General features: G+C 62.4%; 14 protein-coding genes and 1 pseudogene. 7 read left to right on the top strand and 8 right to left on the bottom strand.

From position 1 onward, the window contains the following. Positions 1-11 precede the first annotated feature (11 nt). Positions 12-1763, bottom strand: a complete 1752-nt coding sequence (locus Q0L30_RS06355) for an IlvD/Edd family dehydratase (RefSeq protein ID WP_296652727.1) — start codon at positions 1761-1763, stop codon at positions 12-14. 121 nt (positions 1764-1884) lie between these two features. Between Q0L30_RS06355 and Q0L30_RS06350 the strand changes: the two genes are divergently transcribed. The 3 genes and pseudogenes from Q0L30_RS06350 (at position 1885) to fusA (ending at position 6901) form a co-directional block, all read left to right on the top strand. After that, positions 1885-2841 carry a LysR family transcriptional regulator gene (locus tag Q0L30_RS06350; RefSeq protein ID WP_296652724.1) on the top strand — a complete coding sequence of 319 codons (957 nt, stop codon included), beginning with the start codon at positions 1885-1887 and terminating at the stop codon, positions 2839-2841. A gap of 115 nt (positions 2842-2956) precedes the next feature. After that, positions 2957-4363: pseudogene (locus Q0L30_RS25770) on the top strand (substrate-binding domain-containing protein). A 489-nt stretch (positions 4364-4852) separates the two neighbouring features. Further along, on the top strand, positions 4853-6901 hold the full coding sequence (gene fusA, locus Q0L30_RS06335) for an elongation factor G (protein ID WP_296652721.1): 2049 nt from the start codon (positions 4853-4855) through the stop codon (positions 6899-6901). 87 nt (positions 6902-6988) lie between these two features. On the opposite strand, the gene Q0L30_RS06330 is transcribed toward fusA, so the two are convergent. Both Q0L30_RS06330 and Q0L30_RS06325 read right to left on the bottom strand, forming a co-directional pair. After that, on the bottom strand, positions 6989-7630 hold the full coding sequence (locus tag Q0L30_RS06330; protein ID WP_296652719.1) for a trimeric intracellular cation channel family protein: 642 nt from the start codon (positions 7628-7630) through the stop codon (positions 6989-6991). Further along, the gene (locus tag Q0L30_RS06325; protein WP_296652717.1) at positions 7627-8070 is read right to left on the bottom strand and encodes a MarR family winged helix-turn-helix transcriptional regulator; all 444 of its coding nucleotides are present in this window, start codon (positions 8068-8070) and stop codon (positions 7627-7629) included. The genes Q0L30_RS06330 and Q0L30_RS06325 overlap by 4 nt, the downstream gene beginning before the upstream one ends. A gap of 594 nt (positions 8071-8664) precedes the next feature. Here Q0L30_RS06325 and Q0L30_RS06320 point away from each other — a divergent pair. After that, the gene (locus tag Q0L30_RS06320) at positions 8665-9774 is read left to right on the top strand and encodes a branched-chain amino acid aminotransferase (RefSeq protein WP_296652716.1); all 1110 of its coding nucleotides are present in this window, start codon (positions 8665-8667) and stop codon (positions 9772-9774) included. 129 nt (positions 9775-9903) lie between these two features. On the opposite strand, the gene Q0L30_RS06315 is transcribed toward Q0L30_RS06320, so the two are convergent. Then, on the bottom strand, positions 9904-11226 hold the full coding sequence (locus Q0L30_RS06315; protein WP_296652713.1) for a type II toxin-antitoxin system HipA family toxin: 1323 nt from the start codon (positions 11224-11226) through the stop codon (positions 9904-9906). Between the two features lie 3 nt (positions 11227-11229). Continuing rightward, positions 11230-11487: a helix-turn-helix transcriptional regulator gene (locus Q0L30_RS06310; protein ID WP_296652712.1), complete on the bottom strand. Its 258-nt coding sequence runs from the start codon at positions 11485-11487 to the stop codon at positions 11230-11232. 660 nt (positions 11488-12147) lie between these two features. Between Q0L30_RS06310 and Q0L30_RS06305 the strand changes: the two genes are divergently transcribed. From Q0L30_RS06305 to Q0L30_RS06295, 3 genes are all read left to right on the top strand, one after another. Then, positions 12148-12750 (top strand): DUF1326 domain-containing protein, encoded by a 603-nt coding sequence (locus tag Q0L30_RS06305; protein ID WP_296653027.1) that lies wholly within the window; start codon positions 12148-12150, stop codon positions 12748-12750. A 54-nt stretch (positions 12751-12804) separates the two neighbouring features. After that, positions 12805-13596 carry a DUF2182 domain-containing protein gene (locus Q0L30_RS06300; RefSeq protein WP_296652711.1) on the top strand — a complete coding sequence of 264 codons (792 nt, stop codon included), beginning with the start codon at positions 12805-12807 and terminating at the stop codon, positions 13594-13596. A 228-nt stretch (positions 13597-13824) separates the two neighbouring features. Further along, complete coding sequence (locus tag Q0L30_RS06295) at positions 13825-14433, top strand: histidine phosphatase family protein (protein ID WP_296652708.1); 609 nt, start codon at positions 13825-13827, stop codon at positions 14431-14433. 294 nt (positions 14434-14727) lie between these two features. Here the strand turns inward: Q0L30_RS06295 and Q0L30_RS06290 are convergent, their stop codons facing one another. The 3 genes from Q0L30_RS06290 to Q0L30_RS06280 form a co-directional block, all read right to left on the bottom strand. Continuing rightward, the gene (locus Q0L30_RS06290; protein ID WP_028207645.1) at positions 14728-15006 is read right to left on the bottom strand and encodes an HU family DNA-binding protein; all 279 of its coding nucleotides are present in this window, start codon (positions 15004-15006) and stop codon (positions 14728-14730) included. A gap of 266 nt (positions 15007-15272) precedes the next feature. Next, positions 15273-16619, bottom strand: coding sequence for a glutamine synthetase family protein (locus tag Q0L30_RS06285; RefSeq protein ID WP_296652694.1), 1347 nt, complete (start codon positions 16617-16619; stop codon positions 15273-15275). A gap of 112 nt (positions 16620-16731) precedes the next feature. Further along, entirely contained in the window at positions 16732-17289 is a 558-nt protein-coding gene (locus tag Q0L30_RS06280) for a helix-turn-helix domain-containing protein (RefSeq protein WP_296652693.1), read from the bottom strand. Positions 17290-17295 lie beyond the last annotated feature (6 nt).

The raw sequence follows: 17295 nt of genomic DNA, 5'->3' as shown, positions 1-17295 counted from the left end.
TTGCGCGTGCGTCAGTGCGAGTGGCGCGGCACGGCCGAGCCGCGCTTGCCCACGAGGAAGTCGAAGTCGCAGCCTTCGTCGGCTTGCAGGACGTGATTGACATAGAGGCGCGCATAGCCGCCCTTGCCCAGTTGCCCGGCGACGCCCGGCGCGGCGGCCGGATCGACGTCGCTCAGGCGGCGCTGCAGTTCCTCGTCGCCGATGTCCAGATGCAGACGGCCGTTCTCGCAGTCGAGCTCGATCCAGTCGCCGTTGCGCACCGCCGCGAGCGGGCCGCCCGCCGCCGCTTCCGGCGCGACGTGCAGCACCACCGTGCCGTAAGCCGTGCCGCTCATGCGCGCGTCCGAGATGCGCACCATGTCCTTCACGCCCTGGCGCAGCAGCTTGGGCGGCAGGCCCATGTTGCCCACTTCGGCCATGCCCGGATAACCCTTCGGGCCGCAATTCTTCATGACGAGGATCGAGTCCTTGTCGACGTCGAGCGATTCGTCGGCGATGGTCGCCTTGTAGTGATCGAAATTCTCGAACACCACGGCGCGGCCGCGATGCTTGAGCAGTTCGGGCGTCGCCGCCGACGGCTTCAGCACGGCGCCGCGCGGCGCGAGATTGCCGCGCAGGATGCAGATGCCGCCGTCCGCGATCAGCGGATTGTCGATCTGGCGGATCACTTCGTCGTTGTAGTTCGGCGCTTCGCGCACGTTGTCCCAGATGGACTTTCCGTTCACAGTGAGCGCATCCGGATGCGGCAGCAGGTTCGCTTCGCCCAGACGGCGCAGCACCGCCGGCAGACCGCCCGCGTAATAGAACTCTTCCATCAGGAAGCGGCCCGAGGGTTGCAGGTCGACGATGGTGGGCGTGTCGCGGCCGATGCGCTGCCAGTCTTCCAGTTCGAGCGGCACGCCGATGCGGCCCGCGATCGCCTTCAGGTGGATCACCGCGTTGGTCGAGCCGCCGATGGCCGCATTCGTGCGGATCGCGTTTTCGAACGCTTCGCGCGTGAGCACCTTCGAGAGCTTCAGGTCTTCGAGCGCCATCTGCACGATGCGGATGCCCGACATGTGCGCGAGCACGTAGCGGCGCGCATCCACGGCCGGAATCGCGGCGTTGTGCGGCAGCGAGACGCCCAGCGACTCGGCCATGCAGGCCATCGTCGAGGCCGTGCCCATCGTGTTGCAGGTGCCCGCCGAGCGCGACATGCCCGCTTCGGCCGAGAGGAAATGATGCAGGTCGATCTCGCCCGCCTTGAGCGATTCGTGCAGACGCCACACGGCCGTGCCCGAACCGATGTCCTTGCCTTCGAGCTTGCCGTTGAGCATCGGACCGCCGGTGACGACGATGGCGGGCACGTCCACGCTCGCCGCGCCCATCAGCAGCGCGGGCGTGGTCTTGTCGCAGCCGCACAGCAGCACGACGGCGTCGATCGGATTGCCGCGGACCGCTTCCTCGACGTCCATCGAGGCGAGATTGCGCGTGAGCATCGCCGAGGGACGCAGGTTCGATTCGCCGTTCGAGAACACCGGGAACTCGACCGGGAAGCCGCCCGCCTCATAGATGCCGCGCTTGACGTGTTCCGCGAGCAGGCGGAAGTGCGCGTTGCAGGGCGTCAGTTCCGACCAGGTATTGCAGATGCCGATGATCGGCCGGCCATCGAATTCGTGATCGGGGATGCCTTGGTTCTTCATCCAGCTTCGATACATGAAGCCGTTCTTGTCCATGGTGCCGAACCACTCTCGGGAGCGCAGTTTAAGTTTGGTATCCGACATTGCCAGTCTTCAGGTGAGTTGAGTTTTCGTGCAGTCTATGGACAAACCTGATAACCTTCCAATGAAATATCGGCTGCATCTCATACACATTTTCGTATTGGTATAAATACCGATCCGCACCATGCTGGACACGACTCCCGGATACCTCCGCACACGTCTGAGAACCAGGCAGCTTTTGCTCGCCGTAGCCCTCGCTGAGGAGGGCAACATTCACCGCGCCGCGGCGGCGCTCAACATGACGCAACCCGCAGCATCCAAGATGCTGCGCGAGCTGGAGGAAATGCTGGAGGTGATCCTTTTCGAGCGTCTGCCGCGCGGTGTGCGGCCTACGCTCTACGGTGATGCACTGGTCCGCCACGCACGCACTGTGCTCGGCAGCCTGGATCAGGCGCAGGAAGAGCTGATTGCACTGAAGGCAGGCCGGCTCGGCCATGTGGCGGTGGGGGCGATCACCTCCCCGGGCGTCCGTGTGCTGCCAGCTGCCATTGCCGCCGTCAAACGCAGGCATTCGAACGTACGCATCACGGTCGAAATCGACACGAGCAATGCGCTAATCGAGCGGCTGGCGCAGGACAAGCTCGATGTAGTGGTCGGACGACTGTCGGCAGAGCACGACAAGCTGCAGTTGCGCTACGAACCCCTGGCCGGTGAGCCAGTCAAGGCGGTCGTGCGGCGGGGGCACCCCCTTCTGGAGAAGGGCGAGATTGTGCTGCCCGAAGTCCAGCGCAGCGCGTGGATCGTACCGCCGGCGGGCAGCGTACTGCGTCACCGGTTCGAACTCATGTTCCAACGCGCAAGCCTTGCGCCGCCCTCCAACGTGGTGGAAACAGCAGCGCTTCTCTTCATCACGCGTGCGGTTGAGAAAAGCGACATGATTGCCGTCCTTGCCGAAGACGTCGCGCATTACTATGCAGAGCACGGGCTGGTCGAGATCCTGCCTCTGGCAATGGAATGCAAAATGGACGATTTCGGCCTGATTACACCCACCGAAAAACTCCTTTCGCCTGCTGCAGAGCTGATGATCGACGCGCTTCGCACCGCCAGTCTCGAAACCTACAATCGGCCGATCGCGGCTTGAAACAGGAGCGTCTGGCGGCGCACATCAGTTGGTCGTGGTAAGTGTGGTTACCGGTCCGACACTTGATGTTGCGGTGGTCCCGCTCGATCAGATTGTTGAGATATTTTGACGGTCGATCCTTCGCGTCTTCAGGCAGCAGGCCGGCTTCGGATTCCTGACCGATGGCTTCGCCACGCTGCAGATTCTCTCAATCGTCACGCAGCAGGCATCAATCAACATCGTACTCGCCGCCGGCATGACCTTCGTGATTCTCACGGGCGGCATCGACCTTTCGGCAGGTTCGATTCTCGCCGCATCGGCGGTCGCGGCCATGCTCTGCTCGACAATCGGGGGCTGGGGCTGGCTCGGCATCCCCGCCGCGCTCGGCGTGGGCCTTGGATTCGGCGTCATCAACGGCTCGCTGATCTCGCTCCTGCGCCTGCCGCCCTTCATCGTGACGCTCGGCTCGCTCACGGCGGTACGCGGCATCGCGCGCCTGATGGGCCACGACACCACCATCTTCAACCCCCAACTGTCGTTCGCCTTCATCGGTAACGGCACGGTGTTCGGCGTGCCCTGGCTCGTGATCATCGCGCTCGCGGTGGTAGGCATCTCGTGGTTCGTGCTGCGCCGTACGGTGCTCGGCTTCGCCCTCCAAGGTGTACATGCCGCCGACAAGCAACTGAAGTCGATCGGCATCACCGTTGGTTCGCTTGGCAATCCTTACTTCGTGACCATCGTGAAAGGTGCGGAAGCGAAGGCCAGGCAGATCAACCCGAACGCGAAAATCACGGCTGTGTCCGCCGACTACGACCTGAACAGGCAGTTTACGCAGATCGACAACTTCATCTCGGCGCACGTCGACATGATCCTGCTGAACGCCTCCGATCCGAAAGCGATCGAGCCGGCTGTACGCTAGGCGCGCGCCGCGGGCATCGCGGTGGTGGCCGTGGACGTGGCCGCGGCTGGCGCCAACGCCACCGTGCAGACCGACAACGTTAAGGCAGGCGAGATCTCGTGCGAGTACCTCTCGAAGAAGATCAACGGTAAGGGTAACGTGATCATCGAGAACGGCCCGCAGGTTTCCGCCGTGATCGACCGAGTGAACGGCTGCAAGCAGGTGCTCGCGAAGTCGCCTGGCATCAAGATCCTCTCCGACGACCAGGACGGCAAGGGCTCGCGTGAAGGCGGTATGAACACCATGCAGGGCTATCTCACGCGCTTCCCGCAACTCGCCGGCGTGTTTACGATCAACGACCCGCAGGCCGTGGGCAGCGACCTGACCGCGAAACAACTGCATCGCAGCAACATCGTGATCACGTCGGTGGACGGCGCACCCGACATCGAAACGGCGCTGAAGAGCGACACGCTGGTGCAGGCCTCGGCAAGCCAGGATCCGTGGAAGATGGCGCAAACGGCCGTGCAGGTCGGCTACGACATCATGAACGGCAAGAATCCCGCCAATCCGATGATCGAGATGGCGCCCCAGCTCATCACGCGCGACAACGTCAGCAGCTACAAGGGCTGGTCGTCGCCGCACTGAGCGGCTTTAATCGGCATTGCCCCTGAAAGGATCAAGGGGCAAGCCGCTACTTATATGCAAAGTAATGCTTATTTCTTGAGACTGGAACAACTCAGCCGGATGAATGGGGTGTGCGTAGCGCTCCCCCTATCCGTCCTTTCACGACGTGCTGCACTTTAATACCGCTTGACAGCATGCGGGCGCACGAGCAAGAACGTGGGCACCTTCGCATCCCGCTCGGTGATCACCTGCTCGCGTCTGCGTTCCTGGATGGGGTCATGGCCGCTATCGACCTGGTTGCGCATCGCCAGCGCGGTCGGTCAGCATGGGCATAGGGTATTTCCCCAGGATTTTGACCCGCCATCCAGCCCACCACTAGACACATGGCAGCAGTCGGACCAAAATGGATCGAGCCAGGCAAAACATATTGACAACCTATTGATTATAAAAAGAAACTTAGAGAAGCTTGTGGATCACACCGGATGAATCTCTAAAACAAGGGATCGACAAATGGATTTCACTCCCGAAGCCATCCGAACCATTGCTCTCGTCGGCCACGCTGGCTGCGGCAAGACATCGCTCGCGGAAGCGCTGCTGTACCAGGGCGGCACGTTACGGGCAGCAGGCAGTGTGGATCGCGGCACATCCCTGTGCGATTTCGATCCCCTCGAGCGCAAGTATCACCACTCGCTCAGTTCCTCCATCGCTCATCTGCATCACCGCGACACCCGCATCTATCTCGTCGACACGCCAGGCTATCCCGACTTCGCGGGGTTGTCGATCGGCGCGCTGCCCGCGGTCGAAACCGCTGCCATCGTCATCAATGCGCGCACCGGCATCGAAATGACCACGCGCCGGATGATGTCGTATGCGCAGGACCGCAAGCTGTGCCGGATGATCGTCGTCAACGGCATCGACGGCGAAAAGGTCGACCTGCCCGGACTGCTCGCGCAAATCCAGGAGATGTTCGGCAAGAACTGCCTGCCCATCAATCTGCCCGCGCATGGCGGACAAGACGTGGTGGACTGCTTCTTCAACCCGGCAGGCGACGCCGATTTTCTTTCCGTGGAGTCCGCGCACAACGCGCTCGTCGATCAGGTGATCGAACTGGACCCCGCGCTCATGGAGCTGTACCTGGAGCAAGGCGAAGCGATTCGCCCGGAGCAACTGCACGAGCCTTTCGAGCGCGCATTGCGTGAGGGTCACCTCGTGCCGGTCTGCTTCACTTCCGCCGCAACGGGCGCGGGCATTGCGCAATTGCTCGACGTTTTCGTCAGCCTTCTGCCGAATGTCACCGAGGGTAATCCGCCGCTTTTCTATCGCGAGGCGGGCGGCAAGATAGAACCCGTGCATGCGGAACCGGCGGCCGATAAACACGTGCTCGCGCACGTGTTCAAGATCGTGATGGATCCGTATATCGGCAGAATGGCCGTGTTTCGCATCCACCAGGGCACGGTCGTGCGGGACAGCCAGCTCTATATCGGCGATGGCCGCCAGCCGTTCAAGGTCACGCATCTGCTGACGCTGCAGGGAAAGGAGCATGCGGAAATTCAGCGCGCGGGCCCCGGCAACCTCTGCGCGGTATCGAAGGCCGAGGACATCGGCTTTGACGCCGTGCTGCACGACGCGCCCGAAGACGGCAACATCCACCTCACGCCGCTCAAGTTCCCCACGCCGATCTACGGTCTTGCAATCGAGGCGGCGCGTCGCGGCAATGAACAGCGCCTGTGGGAAATCCTGCAAAAACTCGCCGCCGAAGATCCCTGCCTGTTGATCGAACACCCGGCAGGCACCAACGAGACGGTCGTGCGCGGACTCGGCGAGCTGCATCTGCGCTACATGCTCGAGCGCCTGACCGAGCAGTACAAGCTCGAGGTCACGACCAGGCCGCCGACAATCGCGTGGCGCGAGACCATTGGCGGCAAGGCGGAGGGACATTGCCGGCACAAGAAGCAGACGGGCGGCGCCGGACAGTTCGGCGAAGTCATGTTGCGCGTGGAGCCGCTGCCGCGCGGCGCGGGGTTCGAGTTCGTCGATGCCGTCAAGGGCGGCGCCATTCCTTCGCAGTTCATTCCCGCCGTGGAAAAAGGCATTTTGCAGATCATCGAGAACGGACCGCTGGCAGGCTTTCCGATGCAGGACGTGCGCGTGACCGTATTCGACGGCAAGAGCCATCCGGTCGATTCGAAGGAAGTGGCGTTCGTCACGGCGGGCCGCAAGGCGTTTATCGATGCCGTGCTCAAGGCGCAGCCGATCGTGCTCGAACCGATTGTCGACATCGAGGTGATGACACCGGAAGCGGCGATGGGCGACATTATCGGCGACCTGTCGTCGCGTCGAGGACAAGTCAATGGCACGCGCGCGCTGGGCGGCAATGCGATGGTAATTGCGGGCAAGGTTCCGCTTGCAGAACTCGACGACTACCAGTCGCGTCTGAATGCACTGGCGGGCGGGCACGGCAACTACAGCATCCAGTTGAGCCACTACGATGTGGTGCCGTCAATCCAGCAGGAAAAACTGGCGGCACAACACAAGGCGCGCCAGGTTCCTGAGGAGTAGCACCGAAACGGTTTCGCACGCAACTTTCTTGCGCGACTTGCGATCCGGCGAGTCGTAACGCGACGCCAGATGAAGCGTACGCGCCGGTCAGCGCTCGCCGCGCCGGCCGTCCTCGCGCGCATGAAACACCGGCAAACGCCAGCCGAAATAGAGTGACGCGAGGCGCAGCAGCACGCAGGCAATAACTGCTATCCAGGCGGTCCAGCTCGACGACCATCCGGCCTCGGTCAGCCCCACTTCGAGCGTCGCGCCGAGCAGCGCCGCCGAAGCGTAAATCTCGCGCTCCAGAATGGCGGGCACGCGCGAGAGCAGCATGTCGCGCAATACACCGCCGCCGACTGCGCTCACCATCCCCATCAGAATCGCGAGTTCGGCGCTTTGGCTGTACGAAAGCGCTTTTTCGGCGCCCGTGACGGCAAAGAGCCCGAGGCCGATCGCATCGAAGAAGAGCACGGGGTGACGCAGGCGGCGCACCGTCCCGTACGCAACGATAGTGACTGCGGACGCAACCAGCGACACGGCGAGATAGCGCCAGTTCGACAATCCGGCAGGCGGCACGGCGCCGATGCAGATGTCGCGGAGGATGCCGCCGCCGCAGGCGACCATGAACGTCACGGTTGCGATACCGAACAGGTCGAGCCGCTTTTGACGGGCGGCCACGGCGCCGCTGATTGCGAATGCGAAGGTGCCGACGAGGTCGAGCACGGTATAGGCGGTATGAACGTTCACAGGGCCTCGTTGTCGGCGGGTGCCATCAGACTGGTCGCGAGTTTCGCCAGCAGACGGTCGAGCGTAGTGCGCTCCCGGTCGCTGAGCGCCGCGGCCATTTCCGCTTCCAGCGCCCGGCCCAATCGCTCCGATTCCTTCGCGACCTTCGTGCCCTCGCGCGAGGCCCGCAGCGCGACGCTGCGGCCATCCTGCGCATGCGTCTCGCGATGGATCAGGCCGCGCGCTTCGAGATCCGCGAGGATCTTCGAGAGCAGGGTTTTTTCGACGAGCGCGCGTCGCGACACGGCTTTCGGCGTGATGCCCGGCTCCGCGCAGACGAGACGCAATACGCGCAGGGCGCGCACGTCCAGGTCCCATCGTTCGCGATAAACGTTATTGGCCCGCTCGGTCAGCAACGCGCTCGCGAGATCGAGTCTGAAAGTGAGGAATACCGGATCCAAATGCACGCCTCCGTGATTGAGCCTCGGCCGGTTGGCCGCGAGTATAGAGGATTAGTTGAAAATTTCAACGATATGCCGAACGGGCAGGCGGCGAAGGTCGTTTTTTTTGTTCGCCCGGTTCGAGCGGGAGCCGTCCTCACATATGCACTCGCGATACGCGTAGCATGCGCACATCTCCGTGGATTCCCTGGTGCACATTGCGGCTGCGACGGTGATCCGGGCTCGGGCGCTCCCTGTTTGCGCATCTGCAGGATTCGACCCTGAACGAAGCGGTCTTCGGCTTTGGCGCAATCGCGGCGAAATACATTGTCGGGATCGTCGGCCAACTGCCCATATCGCCCCACATTCCCCCAATAACACGGCGCCGCAGGGACGACGCAAAGCATGCGAAAAACATGATCGGGACACGCGGGAAACGCCATCCGGCAAGCGAGGCCGTGCGCGCACGATTCTCATTTACGCCCCGGCGCACCCGCATTTCCTGCCCTTCGCACAAGATTCGCTCGCGCGCCTTGCCGGAAAGTCTGCACCAAACTCCAAAAAAAGCTGAAAATAGCGCGATAGCCGCAATCAACAACCGTGAGACAGCGAAACATGAGCACGAGCAGTCGCATGCAGTTTGTCACCGAACAACACCCCAATCCCACGCCCGCGGACCAGATCGCCGCCCGTCTGGAGAGCCCCGTCTTCGGTCGTGTCTTCACCGACCACATGGTCACGATCCGCTGGAGCGAATCGCGCGGCTGGCATGACGCCAAGGTCGAAGCGCGCCGTCCGTTCCAGATCGATCCGGCCTGCGCCGTGCTCCATTACGCGCAGGAAATCTTCGAAGGCATGAAGGCCTATCGCCACGAAGACGGCTCGATCGCGCTGTTCCGTCCGCAGGAGAACGCGAAGCGTTTCCGCACGTCGGCAGCCCGCATGTCGATGGCCGATCTGCCCGAAGAACTGTTCATGCAAGCCATCGAGGCGCTCGTCGAGATCGACCAGGCCTGGGTGCCCGGCGGCGACGGCAGCCTTTACATTCGCCCGTTCATGTTCGCGACCGAGAGCTTCCTCGGCGTGCGCTCCTCGGCGGAGTATGTGTTCTGCGTGATCGCGTGCCCGGTCGGCCCGTACTTCAAGTCGGGCAAGTCGGCTGTCACCGTGTGGGTGTCGGATCAGTACACGCGCGCCGCGCCCGGCGGCACGGGTGCAGCCAAGTGCGGCGGCAATTACGCCGCCAGCCTGATCGCCCAGACCGAAGCCTCGGCGAAGGGCTGCGACCAGGTGGTCTTCCTCGACGCAGCCCAGCACCGCTGGATCGAGGAACTCGGCGGCATGAACGTGTTCTTCGTGATGGACGACGGCTCGCTCGTCACGCCGCCGCTGTCCGGCACGATCTTGCCGGGTATCACGCGCGCGTCGATCATCGCACTCGCACGCAAGGAAGGCATCACGGTCAATGAAACGCCCTATGCATTCGACTCGTGGCGCGAAGACGCTGCAAGCGGCCGCGTGAAGGAAACTTTTGCGTGCGGCACCGCAGCAGTCGTCACGGCCATCGGCCAGGTGCGGCATGCCAACGGCGAATTCCCGATTGGCGATGGCGGCGAAGGCGAAGTCACGCGCCGTATCCGCACGCTGCTCACCGGCATCCAGCGCGGCAAGGTCGCCGATCCATCGAACTGGGTCTGGAAACTGGCATCGTCGAAGAAGGCGTAAAGCTCACGCCAGTCATGCCGGTCCGGGCGGTTTTTTAGCCGCGCATCGCGGGCCGGTCTCGAAGCAAAGCGGCGCGTGTTCTACGCGCCGCTTTGCTTCGTGCCGCTTTACGTCGTGCCTCATGCCGCCTCAGGCATCCAACCGTTGCGCCGAGAGCCGCAACCCATCGAACAGACGCTCAGCGACGCGCTCCGGAAATCCTTCGGGCAGCGCCGACGCAACCTGCTCGATCACGTCCGGCGTACGTTCAATGAAGCGATCGACGAGCAGCCCGGCGTCCGCGCCGTAGTGACACAGCTGCGCGGTCGTATCGAAATGAGCGCGCTTCACGTCGCGCATCCGATAGTGGCGCGTTCGTCCCCACACAGCCATGGCGAGCGTCGTCTTGTGCCATGACCATTGGCTGCCGCCATCGCCCTCGACGGGCCAGATCGACATCACGTCATAGAGCGGTGCAAGCTGAAAACGTCCGCCCGGCAGCAGGCGGATGCTGAAATTCTTCGCGTGGCCGTCCGGCGCCGCGAGCATCCAGAACGCGATCTGCGCGCCGAGAAACGTTTCGATATCTTCTTGCGGGCGCTGCGATTGCCGCAGGATACCGGCGATCTCGCGCATGCCGGGCCCGCCCTGCGATTCGTACTTGAGATGCGGCGGCACGCCGAGCGCCTGACAAAAATCTTCCTGCGGCAGACGCAGCAGTGCGCCGCTGCGCGACCATGCGCGATCGAAGCGCTCGACACAGAGCACCTTCTGCTCGCGAAAGCGCAGAATCTGCGCCGACGACACCGGCAACCCATACGCCTTCAGTACCGCGAGACAGAGCCATTCGTTTTCGACGGACGTCTGGAAGTCCACCTTGCGGCGCCCGATCAGGCCGAGCGGCAACTTGAGGATGTGCGTGGTGGGCGTCGCACCGCGCGGCAGGCACCACTGGCCCTCGCGATGAAGCAACGCGGTTTTTTCCTGCGCGCCCGCGAGCGAGATGCGCAGCTCATCGCTCTCGTCGCCCGCACCCGACACGGCGCCGGACGTTTCGAGCAGCAGGCGCTCGATAGCGGCATCGGTCATCGGCGTGCCTTCGACCGCGCCGACGTTCCCCGGCACTTCGTCCTCGTCGAGCAACTGCACGGCGCCCACGCAGTCGCGCCCAATCGCCTTGAGCAAATCGAACGCTTCCACAGTCTGCGTGCTGAAGCGGGTCGCAATACGGCGGCGGATCTGCGGGCTATCGGGCAACAGATTGTCGAAGTAGTTGTGAACGCGTTCGCCGCGCAGCGGGCGCTCGCCCACGCCGAACGGCAGCGAGAGCGACAACGGCCGCCCGGCGGCGGACTGCTTCCAGGCGGCGTCGTAGCGCAGCTCCATGTCGCCCGAGGGCGTCACGACCCAGGTGCCGACCCGTTCTCCGTTGGCCCAGATCGACAGTGCGCGCGAATGCGATTTGCGCCCCATCGGCTACCACTCGGGCTGTTCGGCGCGGCCGGAATTGGCCGTGCCGCGCGACTGCACGCAAAGTTCGAGGCCGTAGAGCGCGAGCAACGCCAGCATCTGGTCGAGCGAGATGCTGGCCGTGCCGGTCGTCTCCAGTGCGGAAAGCCGCGGCTGACCGATACCGATGCGCGCCGCGGCCTGGGCCTGGGTCATCCCGCCGGCCTTGCGTGCCGACTGCAGAATTTCACCCAGCCCCGCAGGCGTTTGGACGATGATCTTCATGAAATATTCCTGTGACGCATAAATCGATTATATGTCTGTTACCGATAATTTGCCAATATCACTCACATGAATAAATTCGGAATATCATCGACAGGCATAAAGCTGGACTTGCGTGGTCGCGCGAAAAAATCGTCTGCGCAATGGATCCGCGAGATCCGCGAATTCGTCTCACGCGGCGCACTTCCCTCCTGCGACCCGGCACGTTCATCGCGTGCATCCGGAACATTCGATCAAGACGCAACCCGCGCCGCAAAACTTTTCCACTGAAGAACGTATTCAACCATGGCGCGATGTTGCTATCGCCTCAGCATCGCACACGACACACGCGGCACACCTTCGACGATGCAATCAGCCCCATCGGTCAGACATAACGATGCCGATATTCCTGCGGCAAACGATGAATGCCGGCATACCGCAGTCGCGCCAGGCAAGTTGATTTGATGAAGACTCCCCAGGAATAAACGTCGTACTTTCCGACGTAGGCAAACGTCGAATCGACTGCACATTGACGCATGAAGTTTTCCTGCCAATGGCCCATTTCAAGGCCCTTTTCGCGAGCAATGACTTTGAGTACAGGGTTCGGTTTTCTACAATTCTAAAAATGGCGCGCTGGACAGATTACGGTCCTGAAGCGCGCCATTCGTAGCAGAGGAGGCCATGATGAGCTATCACCTTGAAGGTCGTCTGCTTGAGGTTTGCACCTGCCGGGTGCTGTGTCCTTGCTGGATCGGCGAAGACGCCGATTCCGGAACATGCGACTCCATTGTCGCGTGGCACGTCGATCAAGGCGCCGTCGACGGGGTCGATGTCGCGGGCAATACGTTTGCCGCCGTGTGCCACATTCCCGGCAACATCATGGAGGGCAACTGGACAGCCGCGATCTATATCAGCGACCAGGCCTCGAAGGAACAGGAGGCGGCGCTGATGAAAGTATTCACCGGCCAGGCCGGCGGTCCGATTGCGGAAGTCGCGAAATTGATCGGTACGGTGGTATCGGTCGAGCGCGCGCCAATCGGTTTCGACGTCGTCGGCGCAAAGGGCAACCTCAGAATCGGCACCGACTATTACGCCGATCTCGAGCCCTATACCGGTCCGACCGGCGCGAATACGACCTTGTCGGAAACCGTGTTCTCGACCGTGCCCGGCGCGCCGGTATTTGTCGGAAGAGCGCCGGTCTATCGCTCGAAGAACGCGGCGATGGGCATCGACGTCGACCTCAAAAATCATAACGCCCTGCAGAGCACCTTCATGTTCGAAGCCTGAGCGCGTCTCGGGACATCTGTCTCTACGCCGCCGTGTGCGAAGCACGAGCCGAATATGCGCGCCGCCTCGCAACATCGACGCATTTTCCTGCCCGTGCTGGGCGGCGTGATCGCGCTTGCGTGGATCACCTTATGGCTCTGGGCACGCAGCCCCTATGGACGCTATATGGACCACGGCGACTGGGCAGCCTCGGGACCGGCGGCATTTTTGTGCCAGGCCGTTCCCGGCGGCTCGCCAGTCGTGCAGGCCGCGCTCTACGCGCTGTCATGGACACTCATGATCACGGCCATGATGCTCCCTACCACACTGCCTCTCTTCAACACATTCGAGCGTGTGGTGGCGGGACGGCCCGACCGGTTGCGCCTGTTGTCGCTGCTGTGCCTCGGCTACGTTGCGGCATGGAGTGCGTTTGGATTGCTCGCGCACGGCCTGCACGCACTGCTGTTGAGCGGCGTTGCGCGCGTGCCTGCGATGAGCGCATACAGCTGGCTGATCGGCGCAGCCACGCTCGCCTGCGCGGGCGCGTTTCAGTTCAGCAAGCTCAAGTACCACTGCCTCGAAAAATGCCGTACGCCGCTCGGTTTTGTAATCAGCCATTGGCGCGGCCAGGCGCGCAAGCGTCAGGCATTCGCGCTGGGCGCGCGTCACGGGCTATTTTGCGTCGGGTGTTGCTGGGCGCTGATGCTGCTGATGTTCCTCGTCGGCGCGGGCAGCCTCGGCTGGATGCTGCTGCTCGCCGCTGTGATGGCCATCGAGAAAAACACGCCCTGGGGGCCACGGCTCAGTGCACCGCTCGGCGTCGCATTGTTGACGTGGGCGGTGCTGCTCGTGGCGAGCCATGCCTGAAGCATCGTCAACGCCATTCGTGCGCGTGAATATCGATCGCGTTTTCCGAAGCGTTCACGAACACGGCCCGCATTCACTTCAGGTGAAATTCCCCGCAACACGTCCATTGTGCGGACTTGCTGTGCGCAACGTCATCGAGACCTCGGTTACCATCCCGCTCATGATCGAATGGTTCGACGCCATCGCGCTGAACTGCCTCCCGCCTCCCGCACGTTTCTGGAATCGCTCATGTCAACCCAAACCGCGAAGGAAACATACGCGCTGCGTGAAGTCTGGCTGATCCGTCACGGCGAAACCGCGTGGAGTCTCTCGGGCCAGCACACCGGCCGCACCGATATCGCATTGACCGATCACGGCCGCGAGCAGGCACGCGCGCTCGCGCCTGTACTCGCCGCGCAACCGTTCGACTCGGTGCTGTCCAGTCCGATGATTCGCGCCACCGACACCTGCCGTCTCGCCGGACTTGGCGAGCGCATGATTGAAATGCGCGATCTGCATGAATGGGACTACGGCATCTATGAAGGACGAACCACCGCGGAAATCCACGCCACTACGCCGGACTGGAGCGTATGGCATTCGCCCATTCCCGACGGCGAAAATCTCGAACAGATTCAGGTGCGCGCGCAATCGGTGGTCGAACGGCTATTGACGATGACGGGACGCGTGGCCGTGTTTTCGCACGCTCACTTCCTGCGTGCGCTGGCCGGTTACTGGATGAGTGGTGAAGCGGCACTCGGCGCGCATCTGTATCTCGACACCGCGTCGGTCAGCGTGCTCGGCTTCGACCATGAAGATCGCGCCATTCGGCGCTGGAATACGCGGCTCGATTTAAGCTGATGAATCGTGCGATTCGCCAGGAAGAATTTGAATTAGATCGTTCAGATTCGAATCGTGAGCGGATAAATGCGCGGATAAATCAGTACTGCGTTTTAAATCGACAAAAAAAACGAGCAACGCATGGCCGCAGCCACTCGTTGCTCGCCCGGCCGGAACCCCGCCGCAATATCGCGGCAGGCGCACCGGCACTCACCTGTCAAGACAGCGGCCGCGCCGAAGGAGATCGTGAACCGCGCCGGAAGGCGCAGCCATCATCCTGCGCATCGCGCACGTCATCCGCCTTGACGGCATGCATTACGACGCGTTAACAGCGTCCTTGAATGCCTTGCCAGCCGTGAACTTCACCGTCTTGGCCGCAGCGATCTGGATTTCCGCGCCCGTCGCCGGGTTGCGGCCCACACGAGCAGCGCGCTGGCCGGTCGAGAACGAGCCGAAGCCGACGAGTTGCACGGAATCGCCCGACGTGACCGCGCGCGTGACGACGTCGAGGATCGCGTCGATGGCTGCGCCGGTGGCTGCCTTGGTCTCGCCCGTGCTTGCGGCGACTGCGTCAATCAGTTCCTGTTTGTTCATCTGCTACCTGTATTGAGTTGAGAAAACCTGCATACCCTACAGCACACGGGCGAAACAGGCAAATTACGTTGTATGTGGATACACGTATTTCGCCTGTCCGGCATGCGTTTTACCTTACGTTTCCGGAAGGTACCCGTTGCATGACGCAACTTCACCGCAGTATGCCGTTGCCGGATCAAACGTGCTAACTACATGGCCAGGAACGATTTATGCCCGCCCATGCACGCTCCGCCACGCCCATGCACATTCAGGCACCGCGGGCGCCGCTACAGGAACCAGCGATATTCACGGCTGTTGATCACATTCATGAAGTCGAGGTGATCCTGGCGCTTGTTTTCGCAGTAGACCATCACGAAATCGTCACCGAGCCCCTCGCACACCGCCGGATCGTGGCGCATCGCCGCGACGGCGGACAGCATGTCGCCAGGAAAATCCACGCCGCTCGACCGGTCGACGTTGAGCGGCGCAATCGGTTCGCGGCCCGCATCGAGCCCGTGTTCGATGCCCGTGAGAATTGCCGCCAGCACGAGGTAGGGATTCGCATCCGCGCCCGCGAGGCGGTGCTCGATACGCAGATTCGCATCGTCCGATTCCGGAATGCGGATGCAGGCATCGCGATCCTCGAAACCCCAGCTTGCCCGGCTCGCGGCATTCACCATGGCGCCGTAGCGCCGGAACGCGTTGTGATTGGGTGCGAAGATCGGCATGCAGTGCGGCAGCAGCGCCAGGCATCCGGCCACTGCGTGACGCAGTTCACGCTTATCGTTCGGTGCAAACACATTGCGGCCCGCCTCGTCGTAAAGACTCACGTGTACGTGCATGCCGCTGCCCGGCGCATCGAGCCACGGCTTCGACATAAAGCTCGCACGATAGCCGTGCTTCGTCGCCACGCCGCGTGTGCTTCGGCAGAAAAGCGCCGACCAGTCCGCGGCGCGAAGCGCGTCGTTGCAATGGCCGAAGTTGATTTCGAATTGACCCGGGCCGAGTTCTGCCGTGATGACGGTCGCGTCCACGCCCTGCTCGCGCGCCGTATCCACCATCTCGTGCAGCACATCCGAGAAACGCGAAACACGCTCGATATGCAAATTCGCCTGATCGTCCTCGTCGTCGCACAGCGGATCGCGAGCGTGTTGCGGCAGGCCGTCCTTCAGCTTGCGATCGAACAGATAAAACTCCAGTTCGAATGCCACGACCGGGCGCAGGCCGCGCCGGGTAAAACGCTTGAGCACGCGCGCAAGCACCTCGCGTGGCTCGAAACCAATGGGCGTATCGGTGCCATCGGATGTGATCAGCATTTGCGCGAGCGGCTGCTTTTCCCAACCCACGCGCTTGAGCGTGCCGGGTACGAGACGGCGCGTCGCATCGGGATCGCCGTCGCGAAGGCAGTAATCGCCAATCGGATACACGCCGCCCTGCGTGCCGAGCAGCACGGCGTTCTGCGGCAGCTTCAGCAGCGAGCCGGCCGCGACCTTTGCGAGCATTTCGATGGGGTAACGCTTGCCATAGAAATGTCCGGGAATATCGAGGCAGATTAGATCGACATAGCGTATATCGGGGTGCGCCAAACGAAACGCGCGCACTTCGTCGACAAGACCGGTTGCGAGAGATGTCACGGTTGTGTCCTCGGTTCCTCAATGGATAACGGTTTTTCTTCGTTGTTATATGCACTGCTTATTGTTCAATTGCGTCTTACCGACGCGCGCCGCCGGAGCGGCGCACATCGTATCAGGTGAACACCCAGAGCACCCGTGCGGGCTTGTCACCCAGATTCGCATAGCTGAACCGGCAGCGCGCCGGCAACTGGAAGCTGTCGTTCGGCTTGAGCGTTACGGGATCGTCTTCACCGTCGATCCAGACAGTCAGTTCGCCTTCGAGCACGAAACCGCCCTGCTCGTCGCTGTCGTCCACCGGACGTTCGCCGCTCGTCGCGCCCGGTTCCAGCAGACTCTCCAACATCGAAAACCGCGACGACATGCTGGGCGACACCAGCACGTCGGTAATGCCGCCCGCGTAGTACAGGATGCGCCGCTCGCCCGGACGCGTGACCCAGGGCAGCGCGCGCGGCTTGCTCACGCTGTAGAAGTACGTGGTGGGCGTCTGCAGCGCCTCGCCGATCGCGGTCAGATCCGCCACCGTAGGTCGCGACAGACCGCGCTCGACCTGCGAGAGAAACCCCACCGAGCGGCCGATGCTTCTCGCCAGTTCGCTCAGGGTCACCTTCTTGTGCTTGCGCAGATCGCGAATCAGGATCGCGAGGCCCTCTATCTCTTCCTGCTTGTCCATGCTTGC

This window comes from Paraburkholderia sp., from assembly GCF_024281035.1.
Taxonomy (GTDB): domain Bacteria; phylum Pseudomonadota; class Gammaproteobacteria; order Burkholderiales; family Burkholderiaceae; genus Paraburkholderia.
The sequence above is the reverse complement of the archived record's forward strand: the minus strand, read 5'-3'. Positions and strand labels throughout refer to the sequence as shown.